The organism is Sphingomonas sp. R86520 (assembly GCF_042466285.1).
Taxonomy (GTDB): Bacteria; Pseudomonadota; Alphaproteobacteria; order Sphingomonadales; family Sphingomonadaceae; genus Sphingomonas.
Window position 1 is genome coordinate 112,593 of sequence record NZ_JAXHBZ010000002.1, and the last position, 15,237, is coordinate 127,829.

20 protein-coding genes and 1 pseudogene are annotated in these 15,237 nt (G+C 58.9%); 11 read left to right on the plus strand and 10 right to left on the minus strand.

From position 1 onward, the window contains the following. The first annotated feature begins 205 nt into the window (after window positions 1-205). Genes SJY41_RS20840 through SJY41_RS20850 form a run of 3 tightly spaced genes read left to right on the plus strand, consistent with a single transcriptional unit; the run spans window position 206 to window position 3,410 of the window. The gene (locus SJY41_RS20840) at window positions 206-2,071 is read left to right on the plus strand and encodes a TadE/TadG family type IV pilus assembly protein (RefSeq protein ID WP_380784296.1); all 1,866 of its coding nucleotides are present in this window, start codon (window positions 206-208) and stop codon (window positions 2,069-2,071) included. Beyond that, a complete protein-coding gene (locus SJY41_RS20845) occupies window positions 2,071-2,691 on the plus strand; it encodes a TadE/TadG family type IV pilus assembly protein (protein WP_380784297.1) in 621 nt (206 codons plus the stop codon). Before SJY41_RS20840 ends, SJY41_RS20845 begins: the two co-directional genes overlap by 1 nt. Continuing rightward, a complete protein-coding gene (locus SJY41_RS20850) occupies window positions 2,688-3,410 on the plus strand; it encodes a TadE/TadG family type IV pilus assembly protein (RefSeq protein ID WP_380784298.1) in 723 nt (240 codons plus the stop codon). The genes SJY41_RS20845 and SJY41_RS20850 overlap by 4 nt, the downstream gene beginning before the upstream one ends. 230 nt (window positions 3,411-3,640) lie before the next feature. Here SJY41_RS20850 and SJY41_RS20855 read toward each other — a convergent pair whose 3' ends face one another. Then, window positions 3,641-4,405 carry a helix-turn-helix transcriptional regulator gene (locus SJY41_RS20855; protein WP_380784299.1) on the minus strand — a complete coding sequence of 255 codons (765 nt, stop codon included), beginning with the start codon at window positions 4,403-4,405 and terminating at the stop codon, window positions 3,641-3,643. Between the two features lie 400 nt (window positions 4,406-4,805). Here SJY41_RS20855 and SJY41_RS20860 point away from each other — a divergent pair. Next, window positions 4,806-5,024, plus strand: a pseudogene (locus SJY41_RS20860) (hypothetical protein); the annotation flags it as partial. Here the strand turns inward: SJY41_RS20860 and SJY41_RS20865 are convergent. Next, window positions 4,953-5,351, minus strand: coding sequence for a hypothetical protein (locus tag SJY41_RS20865; protein WP_380784439.1), 399 nt, complete (start codon window positions 5,349-5,351; stop codon window positions 4,953-4,955). The pseudogene SJY41_RS20860 and the gene SJY41_RS20865 overlap by 72 nt on opposite strands. A gap of 230 nt (window positions 5,352-5,581) precedes the next feature. On the opposite strand from SJY41_RS20865, the gene SJY41_RS20870 reads away from it, so the two are divergent. After that, window positions 5,582-5,707, plus strand: a complete 126-nt coding sequence (locus SJY41_RS20870) for a hypothetical protein (protein WP_380784440.1) — start codon at window positions 5,582-5,584, stop codon at window positions 5,705-5,707. Here the strand turns inward: SJY41_RS20870 and SJY41_RS20875 are convergent. From SJY41_RS20875 to SJY41_RS20890, 4 genes are all read right to left on the minus strand, one after another. Further along, entirely contained in the window at window positions 5,690-6,046 is a 357-nt protein-coding gene (locus tag SJY41_RS20875; RefSeq protein WP_380784300.1) for an HU family DNA-binding protein, read from the minus strand. The two genes, SJY41_RS20870 and SJY41_RS20875, sit on opposite strands and share 18 nt — an antisense overlap. 53 nt (window positions 6,047-6,099) lie before the next feature. Continuing rightward, window positions 6,100-6,294 (minus strand): hypothetical protein, encoded by a 195-nt coding sequence (locus SJY41_RS20880; protein ID WP_380784301.1) that lies wholly within the window; start codon window positions 6,292-6,294, stop codon window positions 6,100-6,102. A 181-nt stretch (window positions 6,295-6,475) separates the two neighbouring features. Next, complete coding sequence (locus tag SJY41_RS20885) at window positions 6,476-6,961, minus strand: hypothetical protein (RefSeq protein ID WP_380784302.1); 486 nt, start codon at window positions 6,959-6,961, stop codon at window positions 6,476-6,478. Between the two features lie 117 nt (window positions 6,962-7,078). Further along, complete coding sequence (locus tag SJY41_RS20890; RefSeq protein ID WP_380784303.1) at window positions 7,079-7,510, minus strand: DUF3885 domain-containing protein; 432 nt, start codon at window positions 7,508-7,510, stop codon at window positions 7,079-7,081. A gap of 876 nt (window positions 7,511-8,386) precedes the next feature. On the opposite strand from SJY41_RS20890, the gene SJY41_RS20895 reads away from it, so the two are divergent. Continuing rightward, a complete protein-coding gene (locus tag SJY41_RS20895) occupies window positions 8,387-8,944 on the plus strand; it encodes a hypothetical protein (protein ID WP_380784304.1) in 558 nt (185 codons plus the stop codon). A 93-nt stretch (window positions 8,945-9,037) separates the two neighbouring features. Continuing rightward, the gene (locus SJY41_RS20900) at window positions 9,038-9,475 is read left to right on the plus strand and encodes a hypothetical protein (RefSeq protein WP_380784305.1); all 438 of its coding nucleotides are present in this window, start codon (window positions 9,038-9,040) and stop codon (window positions 9,473-9,475) included. 42 nt (window positions 9,476-9,517) lie between these two features. On the opposite strand, the gene SJY41_RS20905 is transcribed toward SJY41_RS20900, so the two are convergent. After that, entirely contained in the window at window positions 9,518-9,757 is a 240-nt protein-coding gene (locus tag SJY41_RS20905) for a hypothetical protein (RefSeq protein WP_380784306.1), read from the minus strand. Window positions 9,758-10,146: 389 nt separating this feature from the next. Here SJY41_RS20905 and SJY41_RS20910 point away from each other — a divergent pair, with 389 nt between their 5' ends. The 3 genes from SJY41_RS20910 to SJY41_RS20920 all read left to right on the plus strand — a co-directional run bounded on the left by SJY41_RS20910 (window position 10,147) and on the right by SJY41_RS20920 (window position 11,838). Continuing rightward, complete coding sequence (locus SJY41_RS20910) at window positions 10,147-11,025, plus strand: hypothetical protein (protein WP_380784307.1); 879 nt, start codon at window positions 10,147-10,149, stop codon at window positions 11,023-11,025. Window positions 11,026-11,279: 254 nt separating this feature from the next. After that, window positions 11,280-11,573 carry a BrnT family toxin gene (locus SJY41_RS20915; RefSeq protein ID WP_380784308.1) on the plus strand — a complete coding sequence of 98 codons (294 nt, stop codon included), beginning with the start codon at window positions 11,280-11,282 and terminating at the stop codon, window positions 11,571-11,573. Continuing rightward, the gene (locus SJY41_RS20920) at window positions 11,554-11,838 is read left to right on the plus strand and encodes a BrnA antitoxin family protein (RefSeq protein WP_380784309.1); all 285 of its coding nucleotides are present in this window, start codon (window positions 11,554-11,556) and stop codon (window positions 11,836-11,838) included. The genes SJY41_RS20915 and SJY41_RS20920 overlap by 20 nt, the downstream gene beginning before the upstream one ends. Window positions 11,839-11,840: 2 nt before the next feature. Here SJY41_RS20920 and SJY41_RS20925 read toward each other — a convergent pair whose 3' ends face one another. Continuing rightward, a complete protein-coding gene (locus SJY41_RS20925) occupies window positions 11,841-12,110 on the minus strand; it encodes a hypothetical protein (RefSeq protein ID WP_380784310.1) in 270 nt (89 codons plus the stop codon). A gap of 231 nt (window positions 12,111-12,341) precedes the next feature. On the opposite strand from SJY41_RS20925, the gene SJY41_RS20930 reads away from it, so the two are divergent. Next, a complete protein-coding gene (locus SJY41_RS20930) occupies window positions 12,342-14,132 on the plus strand; it encodes a diguanylate cyclase (RefSeq protein WP_380784311.1) in 1,791 nt (596 codons plus the stop codon). 98 nt (window positions 14,133-14,230) lie between these two features. Here SJY41_RS20930 and SJY41_RS20935 read toward each other — a convergent pair whose 3' ends face one another. Next, the gene (locus SJY41_RS20935; protein ID WP_380784312.1) at window positions 14,231-14,737 is read right to left on the minus strand and encodes a MucR family transcriptional regulator; all 507 of its coding nucleotides are present in this window, start codon (window positions 14,735-14,737) and stop codon (window positions 14,231-14,233) included. 63 nt (window positions 14,738-14,800) lie between these two features. After that, window positions 14,801-15,211 (minus strand): BLUF domain-containing protein, encoded by a 411-nt coding sequence (locus tag SJY41_RS20940; protein WP_380784313.1) that lies wholly within the window; start codon window positions 15,209-15,211, stop codon window positions 14,801-14,803. Between the last annotated feature and the right edge of the window lie 26 nt (window positions 15,212-15,237).

Sequence of the window (15,237 nt, forward strand, 5' to 3'; positions counted from 1 at the left end):
TTCCCAATTCCCCGTCTGCGAGCGGGGATTTCGGCAGAGACTGCGGTCAAAGCCGCGCCGATTCTATCCAGAGTGGGGGTAAAATTAACCACTTTGGCTTAGTCCAGATTGATCGGCTGCGCGTCTACTCGCCCGATTGATGAGGCAGAGGTTGTAATTTTTTATGATAACGTTGGGTGATAACCGCGCACACGCGGGCTTCCTCATGCGCATTGTCCGCGACCGGCGGGGCAACACACTGGCGATGATGGCCGCGTTTCTCATTCCTCTGCTGGGACTGGCGGGATCAGCGGTGGACGTCGCGCGTCTCTACGTCGTCAAAGCGCGTCTTCAGCAAGCGTGCGATGCAGGGGTTCTTGCAGGACGCAAGTTTATGACGAGCGCCAATAGCACTCTCGAGCCGGTTGCAGTGACGCAAGCGAATAATTTCTTTTCTAACAACTTTAGGACCGGCTGGATGGGGAGTACCGGCCTAGTCTTCACTCCGACAAAGACCAGCGATAGCCAAGTTGCCGGCACTGCCTCGGCCACGGTGCCTATGACATTGATGAAGATCTTCAACATGTCTGAGAAAACGATCGCCGTAAATTGCCAGGCTCGGTACGACGTTGCGGACACAGACGTCATGTTTGTGCTGGATACGACCGGTTCAATGGCGTGTCTGTCGGGTGGCGCAGACACCTGCGGCACCGGCACATATTCCTATACGCGCCCAACGAGCGGCGGCGTACCGGGCTATGCCGGCAGTAGCGCCTATGCCGTAAAGGAGCTATTTTCTAACGGAAGCAACGTCTCGCGCATTGAAGCGCTTCGCAAAGCGGTACTGAGCTTTTACGACGCGTTCGCCGCCAACGCAGATCCCGCTACGAACGTCCGCTACGGGTTTGTGTCCTACAGTTCAGTTGTGAATGCCGGACAAGCGATCTTGGACGTTTCGCCGAGCTACCTTGTCGGTTCTGGCGGATCGTCGGATCAGCCCTATTACCAGTCACGACATGTTTATGCAGACTACACGATATCCACATCTGATGTGCGCAATAGCAAGACGCAGGCAAACTGTACCGCGGCATCTGTTCGCACACCTTCTACCGCGCTTACTTACGACCCCTCTACAAGCACAGCTACCAGCACCTCAGACGTATGGCGCACGCAAGGCGCGTTTAACTCGAATAGCTACTTCTGCTACACCCGCACCGAGACGCTTGGCCCGAAATGGGAATACAAAAAACTGCAATGGGACGTGAGTTCCTTGGTCAACGGCGCGTTGTCGATGACCGATCCTACCGCAGTTGACGGTTCTAAAACGCAGTGGCTTGGGTGCGTCGAAACCCCGGTTCAAAATCCCGGGCAGAGCACCTTCGTGACGAGCAGCCTGCCTTCCGAGCTAGATCCCGACGCAAAGCCAAGCGGTACGAGTCGGTGGTTGCCGCATATGCAGGATATCGAATATTGGCGAACTGCCGCGACCGATTATACAAATGGTGATGAGAACAATTACCGTCCAAGCTTAGGTTCCACCGCATTGGTTCAAAGCGGTTATACCGCCTGCGGCAAGCCGGTAAAAAGACTCAGCGTGATGGCACGCAGCAACGTCTATAATTATCTGTACGCAACTGACTTCGTGCCGCAGGGTGGCACCTACCACGATACAGGCATGATTTGGGGCAGTCGCTTAATTTCGCCCACCGGCGCTTGGGCGGGCGATACTGCCACGTGGCCTGGCCGCAACCCGCCAAACCGAGTGATTGTTTTCCTTACCGACGGCGTGATGTCGCCAAACAGCAATGCCTATTCGATGTACGGTTACGAGGATTATGACAAGCGTGTTGCCAACGGTGATACCAGTAGCCTGACCAACTATCATAACTCCCGCTTCCTCGCCGCTTGTGCGGCCGCGAAGGCGCGCAATGTCGATGTGTGGACGGTCGCAATTGCGACCAGTACGTCGACCCCGTTGCAAACCTGTGCGACGACGACGAATCAGGCGCTCTTTACCCCCAGTGGCAATGGCCTGTCGGCAGCGTTCACGTCGATCGCGCAGCACCTCGCCATGCTGCGGGTCACAAAGTAGTGGTTCCCGCCCGCAAGCGGTTGGTCGAAGATTTGTGCGGCGCGACGCTGATCGAGTTCGCCCTGATTTGTCCAGTCATGCTGTTGATGGTTATGGGGCTCGGCGATCTGCTGTACCGGGCCTATGCGCAGTCTATCCTCACAGGTTCCGTTCAAAAGGCGGCACGCGATTCGGCAATCGAGGGCGGCGCCAGCAACGCAGCTACCATTGACGGACAGGTCATCACGTTGATGAAGCCACTGATTAATAACCTTACCAATAATTGCGCGTCCTCGGTATCCACTGGTACATGGTGTGCAACTCGCAAGAGCTACGACAGCTTCGGCGAGGTCGCTCCCGAGCCTTTTACTGATACCAATAGCAACGGAGTGCGCGATCCAGGCGAGTGTTACACTGACGAAAACGGCAACGGCGCGTGGGATGCCGACCCAGGCCTGAACGGCCAAGGCGGTGCAAGCGCGGTGACGTTGTACACGATGACGATCACCTATCCGCGTATGTTCCCGGTAGCCGGGCTGATGAAATTGTCGCCGATGCAGACGATAACAGCGAGCACGCTGCTGAAGAACCAGCCTTACGCGGGTCAAACCGTCAACGTCAACGCAACGATATGCATATGATAGAGCGCAATGTCCGCAAGTTCGCCGTCCGCTTCTGTCACGACCGAGCCGGCTTAGCGTTACTCGAGTTCGCCCTTTCTGCGCCAATAGTGCTGCTGGTCGGATGTTACGGCGTCGAGTTAGCGAACCTGGCGATAGTCCACCTGCGCGTCAGCCAGATCGCATTGAACCTTGCGGACAACGCTTCCCGTGTCGGAGCGTACAGCAACCTGGCGACCCAGCAGCTTCGCGAAGTCGACGTGAATGACATCCTTCAAGCGGCCCGGTACCAGGGTGCAGGCATCAGCCTGACGACGAATGGGCGTATCACGGTGTCAAGCCTAGAAAACGTCGCGCAAAGTTATGATACGCAACCGGTGCAGCGCATCCACTGGCAGCGGTGTATCGGCGCCAAAAGCGGGGCGGGCTTCGACGGTCAGTTTAAAGCCAACGTGACGAGTACGGCGGGCAGTACAGATGCCATGACTGACAAGGGTTACGACCTGCCGCTAGGCATCAGCGACAACGGCTCGACTCCGATCATGGCGCCTGGCGGAGCGGGCGTGATGTATGTCGAGTTAAACTATCGCACCCAGCCGCTGTTCGGTACATGGCTCGCTCCTCCGCAGACGATCCACTATATTGCGTCATTCGTGGTTCGCGACCGGCGCGATTATTCTCAGGTTTTTAACCCTACGCCGACTTCTACGCCGTCGACCTGCAACCTGTATACACCGTGAGCTCAGTTCGGCTGAACGTCCACTATCGGGAAGCGCCTGTTTCAGCTTCAACGGCAACAAGTGGGCGTTTCCCTGCGTTTATAGCCAATGCAAAACCTGTGATATCTGCCTTACCGGTACGGCGAAGCGCGTTTGATAAGCTGGCGAGTACGCGAGGTGCGCCCCAGTGCCGATGGTAGACGCCGGGGCGACTTGGGACGTCCAAACAAGTGGTAGACCCGTGTCTAGACTCAGCCGGTACGGGTTAGGAAGGTGGTGAACTTACCCGGCTCTGCCGCATCCGGAGAAATGCGAAAATCCGTTGCAACGACTTCAAGCCCGGCCTCTCGGAGGCGATCACGTAAGGTAGCCCCCTCAACCCCGGACCTGACGCGCTTCAACGCGTCAGGTAGCACCGCGCCTTCAACGCGGCACAGAGTGGCGGCGCAATGAACCTCGATCGATTGGACACCATCAACGAGAGTAAAAAGCGATAGGGTACGCAATTCGGCGGGGGCGGCCCAATTGTTGTTGCGCGCCTCTGCGTCGAAACGGGCTCGATAGGGACTGAGGGGGGCCATGCTGCGCGAAACACCGGACGCCGGTGCGGATGCGCCCTGTTTGCGCATGGCTGCGGGCGGGGGCACGACTTGCAAGGCCACAACGGCAAGGCCGAAGACTGAAACGATTGCGAGCATAATGACAAAACTCCTCGATCGCCGGCGGGCCGCTATGGCCGCGCTAGGCGACTCCGGCTCTGCGCTGTGCGGGTTCTCGTCCGGAACCCCGATTTGCTTGTCCCAATTTTCTTGTGTGGCCAGGCGGCGTGCGAGCTCGCGACTACTGGCGGCTCCCGTCTTGCGACGCGCCTCGCGCAGCCGTTCGTTGACGGCATAGACTGACAAATCGAGGGTCGCCGCGATAGACTTCGTGGTATGCCCCCTCGCCAGCAGCGTGAGCACTTGGAGCTCAACCGCACTGAGCGGGGGCGACGATTCCAGAGGTGTCGACGGCATGAATTACCTAATCGCCGCCGGGCGTGCTTTGAGCAAGGCGTAACGAATGCGAGCCTTCGTAATAGCAATTTCTACTGATCCCGGCCTTCCCAATTAGGAACAACAATCGAGACGACGCAGGGCTGTTCTCGGAATGGATCGGAACGGAAAAACGCAGTTCTTCCCAAAACCTGTCCCCATCGCTGAAACGGGTAAGGCTTGCGTCGCTTGGGGTGTCACAACCAGACGACACTGTTGAAAACGGGTGCCTGCTACCGCCGGGTGCCGTGACTCGCTCCTGCAAAGCGGCGAGGAGTAGGGACATGATGGGCGGCAGGTAGCGCAGGGCGCGCTGTTGTATGGGTTCCGGCTCGACGATCATGGGCCGCTGACCATCTGCTCCGACGTATCGACGCCCTCTTTGATTTCGGCTTCGTGCGCGACGCACTGGTGGCGAGCTACAGCACGACCGGGCGACCCTCAATCGATCCGGAACTACTTCTGCGGAAACTGCTGGTCAGCTACCTATCCGGCAGCCGCTCAGAACGGCGCTTGTAGGAGGTGCGTCTCACCCTCGCCTTACCGGTGGTTCTGTCGTCTCGTTCTGGCCGATCGGGTGCCTGATCATTCGACTTCCTCCAAGAGCCGGCACGGTCGCTTCCGCGCCCGCGACCTGCATCGTCTGCTGTTCGAGCAGGTGGTCGCCAAGTGCGCTGCGGCCGGGCTGGTAGCGGGGCGCGACGTGAAGGTGGATGGCAGCGCGATCATGGCCGATGCCAGCCGAGAGAAGAAGCTGAAGGGTGCCGACGCAGTTGACGAACGGCGTGCTCGGGAGAGCGTCTCGCGGCCCGTCGCCGAGGATCTCGCGGCGCTCGCTGCCGCGTTGCCGCCAGGTCCGGACGAGCCGGCCTCCGTCGAGCCGGCAAGCATCTCGCCGGACCCGCAGGCAACGCTCACCTGCAATCACCGGCCGGCACGCTACGCCTACGCTATCAACCCGCTGCTTGACCTCCGCTTTGGCTGTATCCTCTACGTTGAGGCCCCCCCCCCCCCGCGCGCTTCGCAGCTGAAGTGGCTGCAACCCGGACGCTGGTGTCACGCATCAGAACTAAGCTGGGCATCGCGCCCGCAAGCCTCTCGGCCGACGAAGCGTATGGCAGCGGCTCGCTGCTCGGCTAGCTGGTCGAGCGAAATATCATGCCGTACATTCCGGCCATCGGCTGCGGTCGCCAGCGCGAGGCCTTCTTCACTCGCGATGCCTTTCGCTACGACCGCGACGCCGACGCCTACCCGCCACCTGAATTGCTACGCACCGTTCAATAATGCGAGAAGCGGCTTGCCCGTCCGAAAGCGCACCGCCGCTACCGACTGGTCTGACACAACCGAGCCGCTGCGCGGATTACGTATGGTTCGGGTGGCAGTTTGCGACATGAACAAGCGACCGAAACCGCGCAATTCAATATCACCCCCTGTAGCTAGTTGGTTTATCATAGTATCAAAGAACGTTTCGACGACCTTCCGACAGTCAGATCGCTGGATCTCTGGATTGAGTTGACTGATGCGTTCCACCAGCTCGCTTTTTACCATCTTGGGATTCCCGCCTTGATAATACGGCTCACTAAAAAGGATCGTGACACTGCTCAACGCTATAGCGCGTGACATTCGGAAGCGGAATTGCCGGAATGGGAAGGAGAGCCGCCGTCCCGCTACACAATTTAGAGGATGCCGACAGCACCATCGGCCCAGATTATCAAGGCGGCTAATATCACTCCGCAAACGAGAGCCATGCGTAAGACAGACTGATCAACGAACCGAACGATCAGCTCAATCGCACAGCCGACAACGGCAAAAATAGCGGCAGCCGCAATGAAATCGGTACCTGTCCAACGCACCTCGTCGGTGAACAACATCGCGATGGTCGGAAGGAGGAGTAAGGCTCCAAGGAGCGTCCACAGGGCCGGACGCCAGCGTTCGAGGTTAGCTGCTCGAGGATTAGCCGATACAGTCACAGACACTCCTCATCGACGCTACTTTCACACGCGCTTCGAATGTCTGCAAGTGGGCGTAAGCGGAATGGCCGAAATGGATAGATTAGCTGCCGTTGCTATCCGGTACGAAAGCAGGCAGCGGCCCGCTTTCAAATGAGTGCTGCCAACCCTTTGCAGCGGTCAAGCGCGCTTGTTGAAACGTAAATTCCATCTGAGAAATGCGCCGGTCGCGGTTGTTTATAAAATCCACGGTGATCAATTGTTTTCCGCATCCGTCAGCAGGAAGGTCCATATAATCCCAGCCAAGATACCGGAACTGGTCGGCCTTGATAGTTTGGGCGATTGACCGAGCACCTGCTATACCGGCATTCGGCAATCCCACGTCTCCAATGATTAGATTGAAGCTAGCCGATTCGTCGACCAAAGCGCTTAGTAAGGCGTCTGCCTTTGGACCTGTTGCAGCCGCAGCCGCCATAATCTTCACGGCACGCTGACCGAGCGCTTCATGGACAGCACGGGCTCCGCTGATGTGAGCTAGATCGCAGCCCGACACGGGTGCGCTGGCGAGGAGGATAAAGACAGCGATCATGACATCATGCTGCCAGTCATCTTCCCCATCTGCAATCGGGCAAAAACGGAATGGCCGGGATGGAGAGAACTGCGGACCGGCAGCTTACAGGCGCGGGGGCAGCACGAGCGGACGTGGTTAGAACAGCTTCGCCATCCGCTCACGATCGTAGTCGAAGAGCCAATCTGCAAACTTTGAGTAAAGACCGTGAAGTCTAGCGGGATCATATGCTACGATGTCCATTCCCCGATCATCGTAGACGTGCAGCATCACGGACGTGATTGGGTCGAGCAGGAAGGTGACGACCGGAGCGCTCGGGTAGATAGGCATCTCTGAAGCGATGGCGTGCCAGAGCAGTGTGTCGCGGGCGACCTTATCACGACCCATTTCATAACTGCGGAGGTCCCAAACATACGCCTCACCGTCCGGGTCGGGGTAGAGAGTTGCCTGCCATTCGTTTATCTGAGGAGCCGCAAATCCGGTGGACTGTAGGGCAACGAACCCATCCTTTACGTCGTCAGCAAGCTCCTCGGGATAGGGCGGGCGACCGTTCCACGCCACGACGGCCACGCAGCTCTCGCTGAACAGCGCGTCGGCTACAGACGATGCCCGCCGGTGCGCTCGCAGAAAGCGCGGAACTTGCTGTACGGTGTTGTCAAACTCCTCGCCACCGAGAGCGAACCGCAGTCGGATATCTTCCCCAGCAGGTCGCGGCGCCCAAAGGCTTGACCACAGATGCTCAACGGACGAGGAATTCATAGGCTGATTTTGCCGGATTGAGCGACCCAGAGCAATGGCGGCTTTTTTCACCGTGAAAGCTCGACTGGACGTCCGCAACCTGGGCGTCGGCGGCCATCCGAAGATGATCTACAACACTGCTCCACCAACTACGAATGGTCCTAACAGAGCCACCGCACCGCCAACCCATCCCCACTTGTGGTAAGCAACTTCGACCGCACCTTCCCAGAAGCCTTGGACGAATATCTCGGCGATCCATGTCATTGCGCCACGATGTAGGAGCCAATTAACGGCGACAATGGAGAAACGTCGTAGTTAACCTGAACGGCGACGAATGGGCGTTAGCGGAATGGCCGATATGGGAGGATTGCGGTCCGTCCGCTATTGGCAAGGCAGCTCGCGTTAGCGGACGTCTGCTGACGCTGCGGCCCTTCTAAAAGGGACCGTGTTTCTCGAGAGCTGATCGGTTGGCGAGCCTGAGGAGACCGTGTAGAATTACCCTGCCAGGTCGGCCTCAACCTACATCCTGGGCAACGCCATGCGGAAGTCGGTTTTAGAGCCGGGCCAGCCGGCGACCAGCGTCGCCGTTCCGCGCCGCGCTACGTAGCCAATGGCGATCGCCTCGAAGATCGCGTGCGCTGAACCTCAGCATGGCAATGTTGACGGCTGCGTACGATAAGAACGGCATATTTACGTGGAGACGTTGGAATGGCGAAACATATCCGTTTGATGATCGTCATCGGGATCTTGACGGGGACGCTGGGTGCACCGTTGATCGCGAATGCCCAGACACCGCTGCAATTCGACTGTGATGCATCGGTAGACCAATTCAGTACGGAGGCACAGATCGTGGCGCTGCCGGTAACGGTTGTCGGCACGATCTCAGCACTCGCGATGGCATCGAAAGACTATGTTCCGTCCGCCAGTGTAGCGATCGTCAGTGCCGATGATAAGAACGGCGTTGGATTTCAGATGAATGCTCCGGCAGACGATGCGACTGAATTTGATGTCGATCATATCGAGATGCAACGCGGTGTTCTTAAGGAGACACCTCAAGGTCGCGTACCCTCCTCTGGAGAAATCCCCTTTTCCTTGTCGGTTTCGAAACTGGGCGACGTTACGGTTAGTGTCGGCACCATAGTGTTCACCGCAAAGTTCGCACCGGTTGCACGTATGAAGGTGGCCGCAACGTGCACCAGCGGTCATTTTAAATATCTCGGCAGCCTGTCAAATGCAGAGGGGGCGACCATATCCGCGACGCCGTAGAGCCCCGCACTGGGCGAAAATGGAATGGCCGGAATGGGAGGTTAGGGGACATCGCTGCTGGACGCCTTTGGCATGTTCTGGTGAAAGGATCGTGTGCGCTATTTTGTTGATGCTGAATTCAACGGGTTTGGGGGCGAACTGATCGCCATCGCTGCCGTTCCAGAGCGCGACGAGGTCGCGCCGTTCTATGAGGCGGTCGATTGCCCTATGCCGGTCCCTTGGGTTGCAGCAAACGTCTTGCCCGTCCTGCAAACGAGGCAGTGGCCGCTCGCCAAGGTTGCTCAACTGTTCAGCGACTATCTTGCCTCAGACACAGACGCGGTGCTGATTGCCGACTGGCCGGAGGATATCGCACACGCGGCCTCCCTTCTTACCAATCGGCGCGGAGGACGGCTGATAGCGCGCTCTGTTCGTTTTGAACTGCTCGGAACATGCGACTTTGCTTCCGAGCAGCGAAGTGCGGTTCCGCACAACGCCTATTATGACGCGGTGGCTTTGCGCGATTGGGTAGCGTCCGCTGGCGCGACCTAATGTCTGCTTTTGGGCGTTAGCGGAATGTCCGGGATGGGAGGGTTAGCCGCCATTTCCGCTCGCGGGTGTCAGCCGTTCCTTTGCGTGGGCGATCAGCCATTCGACAAGGGGAAGCGGCAGATCGGCTCGGTAGCCTGTGAACGTCATGCTGTTGTCGCGGTCGCTGTAAAATACCTCAGCAAGGGCCACTTTCGCGTTATCCTCGACCTCCAAATACATGCCGTCACGTTGAATATCGCTGCCGACCGTGACCCCGTAGCTTTGTCCTAAAATCTCGATCATGCTCGCATCGTGCCGTGCGGTGCGAACGGCCGCAAGTGGGCGATTTCGGTTCAGCCGCTTTTCGGCCGGCTCGTGCGCTGTCGGCGCGTAGGAGACCGCTCATGAACAACACCGTCGACCGAACCTTTGAACGTCTGAGCCGAAGACGACTTCTTAGTGATCAATGGGCCAGGCGGGGTGATAGCGCCGCTCTTCCCGGCAGCAGCCATCCGTAACGACGAAGCGCTCCATGGGGCCGGGGCTACTGCATATAGCCAAATCGGCGCCGACCCTTCGACAGGCCACAACCTCGATTGAGGACGGGGAGGGGACGAGGGGAGATCAGCCATTCTTGTAATGTTCATCTGGTGCGGGCTAAGCGCGCCTCAACGGATTACCTGGGCGAGACGATGACATTGCGCGCGAACCTCGGATGGGGCTTGCTAGGCGGACTGGCTCTCGCCATGTCCGGTTGCGCCACGCCGCCCGCTCCCGTGCAGCCGCCACCGGTTGTCGCGACGCTATCGCCGCCGCCCCCGCCGATGCCGGCTGGTGGCTATATCGGCATGAAGAGTCCGACCAAGCGCGCCGACGGCACCTTTGTCACGCCTAATCTCGACAATACCGATCAGGCCGCCGTTTGGCATCTGCGCAACGCATTGAACGTCGCCGCGCTCAGCTGCGACCAGGCAGGTGGTGGGGTCGTCGAGCCTTATAATGCGTGGATCAAGACGCATGCTGCCGTGATCGATCGCCACTACCAAGCCTATATTCGGGAGTGGCAGGCGCCCGGTTGGTGGGACTGGCAGCGTGTCTATGATGACAATCAGACGCGCATCTACAATTTCTACGCGCAGCCGGCGATGCGGGCGGCCTTTTGCGCGGTGGCACGCGTGGAGATCGCGCAGGTCGGTCAAGTCGCCGATGACGATCTACCGGCCTTCGCCCGAGCAGCTCTGCTACGGCTCGACCGCCCGTTCGTCGAATTTTACGCGGCATACGACGCTTGGCGCGACTATTATCAGCCGGCTCCGCCACCGGTGGTGCGAACCATCGACGTACCCATTGTGGTAACCCCGCCGGCCGCGATCGCGACGCTGGGCGGCGATGACACGGTGGCAGTCGACACCGAAGCATCGCCGCCTCTTGCGCCCGGCGATGCCCCAATTCCCGCGCGCCCTTCGCAGCTGACGCTGAGCGTTAATGACACGGTGGCAGCCGAAACCGAAACGTTGCCGGCTCTTACGCCCGGCGATGCCTCGATCCCCGTGCCTCCTTCGCCTCGGTGACAGGTCGCCATCTCCGGCACGTCAGTGGGGAGGACGAAGCGCGCAACCGTCGATTAGGACGGGCTCCCTGGGCGGGGTATCGGCCCCAACCTGTGACCCCGCAAACCACGCCTTTCCCCGCCTCGCCTGCCCGCTGTTTGTGGCAGCTTTGACGCGATCACCACGCGAGACGAGCGTCCGCAATTGGCCGCAACTGCCGGTGCTCCTTGCATCAACGTCTCTATAGTTGTACATACATTTCTGTAAATACAGGAATGGCCGTGGTTTTCGAGTGGGACGATGGGAAAGCCGCATCGAATCTCGCCAAGCATGGGGTGTCCTTCGAGCTGGCGCAGGAAGTCTGGAGCGATCTGCTCTACGTGGTCCTTCCTGATCGCATGGAAGGCGGCGAGCAACGCTGGCACGCTATCGGCATGATCGGTGCCGTCGTCGTCCTGGTGGTCGTTCACAGCCATCCCCAACCGGATGACGAAGACCGGGTCCGTATTATCAGCGCCCGAAAGGCAACGGCACACGAAAGGAAACGCTATGAGCAAGAAAGCGCTTAGTCCCGAGCTGCAGGATCAGCTCGATCGGCTCGCAGTTCTGCCGGACGATCAGATCGACACCACCGATATCCCCGAAGCATCGGCCGAGGCGTGGCAGCATGCCCGCCGGCCAGGTCTGTATCGCCCTATCAAGAAGCCCGTCACGCTCCGGCTCGATGCCGATATCGTAAGCTGGTTCAAGGAACACGCCCACGATCGCGGCTACCAGACGGAAATTAACCGCGTGCTGCGCCGCTACGTTGCCGAGAGCGAAGCGCGGGCCTGACGCTACCGCCCGAAGCCGATATCCGGCTCGTGCCCGCGCTGTCGTTCCCGTTCCTGCTGCCGCTGCCGATTGCGCCCACCCTGCCCCCGCTGGTCCAGCTCGATTGCCGGCGCCTGCTCACGCGCCGGTGACTGGTTGAGCGCCGGCAGTGCGTCGAATCCGTCACCGCTACTGACGTGCAGCCCGACCGCATCGCGCGCGCTGCACCCTGGACGAAGCTCGACATGCGCTGCGCCGCCAGCTCGGCCCGCTCGCGTAGCTGGTCGCTCCATTCATGAATGCGCTCTCGGCCGCGCTGGATGTGATACCCCAACCCCCGCGCTTCTTGGATCGCCTCGTTCATCTGCCCACACGGGAGAATTGAAGCTGCACGGGCTGCGCCGTAACAGGGGTCGCTTAACGAACCGCGCAAATGAATTTTAGCGGCTAAAATCTTGGTCGCCTTTCACCGGTCGCGCCGCATCATTAACGGCATACTAGCTAACGGGCGTGTACGGTCATGTATGCGTTTGGCAACCATCACGAACTGGGCATACGGCGCGACCGTGGCGCTCACGCTGGCGTCCGGCACTACAATGCTGCTCGCGTCCTCGGCTCAGCAGCAGGAGCGGACCTCAGTCAGCCAACGCTATGCTCTCGATCGGGCGACCGCGACGATTGACGAGGATGTACTCGCTCTTAGCGAGCTTTCCCGCCAGTACGTCATCAACGGCGATGCGTCCGACCTGCTGGCGTACGAAAAGGTGCGGGCAGAACTGGGCACAGTCGAAGCACGGACGCGGCGGATCAAAGATGCGGGTGCCGGGGAAGACGAGCTAAAAAGCCTGCGTGAGGCCTTAGGTTGGGCAGACACTCTTCAAACCAGACAGGAGCGAGCGATAGCTGCACGTCGTCAGGGCGATACCAATACCGCTCTGCGCGTGCTGTTTGCTCCGGAGTATGAACGCGAACTCGATCGCTCGCGATCGGCAGTAGAACGATTTCAGTACCGCCTCGATCAACGTATGGCCGACGACCTCCGAACGGCCGAAAAGACCTCGCGAGCCTGGCGATCCACGTCTGAAGTGATGCTGGCAGTGACTGGCCTTCTGTTTCTTTGCGTACTGTATTTCGTATTCCGGCGCCGTGTTCTCCACCCGGTTGTGAAATTGAGTGATGTAATCGGCCGACTTGCAGCCCAGGATTACGAGACCGAACCGCCACACTTCGATCAAATCGACGAGATCGGTGATATGGCACAGGCCCTGCGCGTGTTCCGGGAAAACGGAATCGAACGTCAGCGATTGGAACACGAGCGCGACGCGGATCGTGCTGTGCGGGATATTCTGTCGCGCATGACACAGCGGATGCAGGGTTGCGACACGGTCTCGGAATTAACGGACATCGTGAAGCGCTTCACACCTGAGGTCGCCCCGCAGCTGGCAGGGCGCCTCTATCTGTTCGATCCCAGCCGAAACGTTCTTGTCGAGGGATGCTCGTGGCTGGAGCCGGTTCACTCTGCTGCCGAGTTTTCGCCCCTCGCATGCTGGGGGCTGCGGCGGGGAGTTCCACATCGCCCTTCTGGTGCCAGCTTCGACATACCGTGCAGCCATATCGACGGAGGCGACGGGCCGGACAGCTTGTGTTTGCCGCTGATCGGACAGCAGGGCACCCTTGGCATGCTGTACCTGGAAAGCCGCAAGGTCGATCCTACTACATCACTGAACGAAACTTACCTACAACTCCTGGCCGAGAATGTCGGTCTCGCTTTGGACAACCTGCGCCTACGAGAAGCACTGCGCCTGCTTGCCATGACAGACCCGCTCACGACGCTGCCCAACAGACGGCAGCTGGATGAAGCGCTGGCCACCACGTTGATCGACGCAGAACGCACTGGCTCACCGGTTTGCTGCGCGATGATCGATGTTGATCACTTCAAGCGATTCAACGATGACAACGGGCACGACGCAGGTGACGCGGTGCTGCGGGCAGTAGGCCTGGCTCTGCAGGCAGCCGTAAGGGATAACAACCTGGTATTCCGGTACGGAGGTGAAGAGTTTCTTTTGCTGTTGCCTGGCGTCGACCAGGCTGCTGCCGCGCTCCGAGCTGAAGAGATCAGGAGCCGCATCGCGGCGCTTCGCGTACAACACGATGGCCGAGAGCTGGGACCGATCACCGTCTCCATCGGTCTTGCTTGCGCGCCAGCGGATACCGACTGGCAAAGCCTGTTGCAGACCGCCGACGCGGCTTTGCTCCGTGCCAAAAAGGCAGGCCGGAACCAAGTAATCACCGCGACTGAACGCAGGAGCGCCTAACGTGATATGAGCTGCTGCCGATCCGATGAATACCCATCACCGCTACAGCTGTTAGCATAGGCTGGCTCCCTATTTTTAAAGGAAGCCAGCCTCATGAATTATTCCACGGCTGCCTCTTCGGCCTTGCGCTTGCGAGGAGCCGGAGCAGGCTTTGCGTCAGCCTTGGCTACATTGGTCTGGCCAGGCTTGCGACCCAAACCAATGCTCTTGGCCATTATGCGGCGTGCTTCTGAATAGGAAGGAGCAACCATGGGATAGTCGGCCTTCAGGCCATAACGCGTGCGATATTCCGCTGGCGTCATGCCGTTAGTGGCGAGATGACGACGCAGTGTCTTGTACGGCTTACCGTCAATCATGCTGATGATGTGGTCGGGACTGGCAAGCGACTTACGAGCCGTCACTGCCGGGGTGTATTCGTGAGCCGGTGCCTCGGGCTCGGCAGCTGTAGCGTTACCGCCGACCAGCACCGAAACAGTTTCATACATTTTGTTCAGGAAGGACGGAACGTCGTCAGCATTGGTACGCGTGTTAGGGTTAGCTAACCAGGCGATTGTCAGCTCCGTGGCAAGTTCAACGGGGTTCAGGTCGAGCGTATTGTCGGACATAGGATGCTCCATTTCTTCGGAGCATCTAGATACTTGACTGGCCTCTGGCAATATCAGACCGCCTTAAAACAAATTTCGCCGGTCACTTTCCAAAACGATCTCATACAATCGATTTGCCAAGTTCGTGCGCTCCCCCATTGCAAAGCCGATCATGAACGTGCTCGCGTGCGCACTGGCCTCGTCATCTACTGCCTGTCTCATCGACCAATTGCCAAACTGACGAGACGCGACGGAACGATCCAATAGCACCTCAATGTCCAGATGACGTCGATCTATACGGATACGGTCCATGGTTTGCTCAAGGCGATGGGGGTCCCCTTCGATTACCTGTGCAAAGCTTTCACCATCAGCCCAAAGCATTCCTGTCAATTCAAGCGGTGCGTTGCGACGGATTGATGTCGATACGATGGCTTCAACCTGTTTGGGATCGGCACCAATCATTGAACGGCTGATATAAATTAAGCGACGGAGCATCGCATCATAACGTGGCAGGGCAAAAA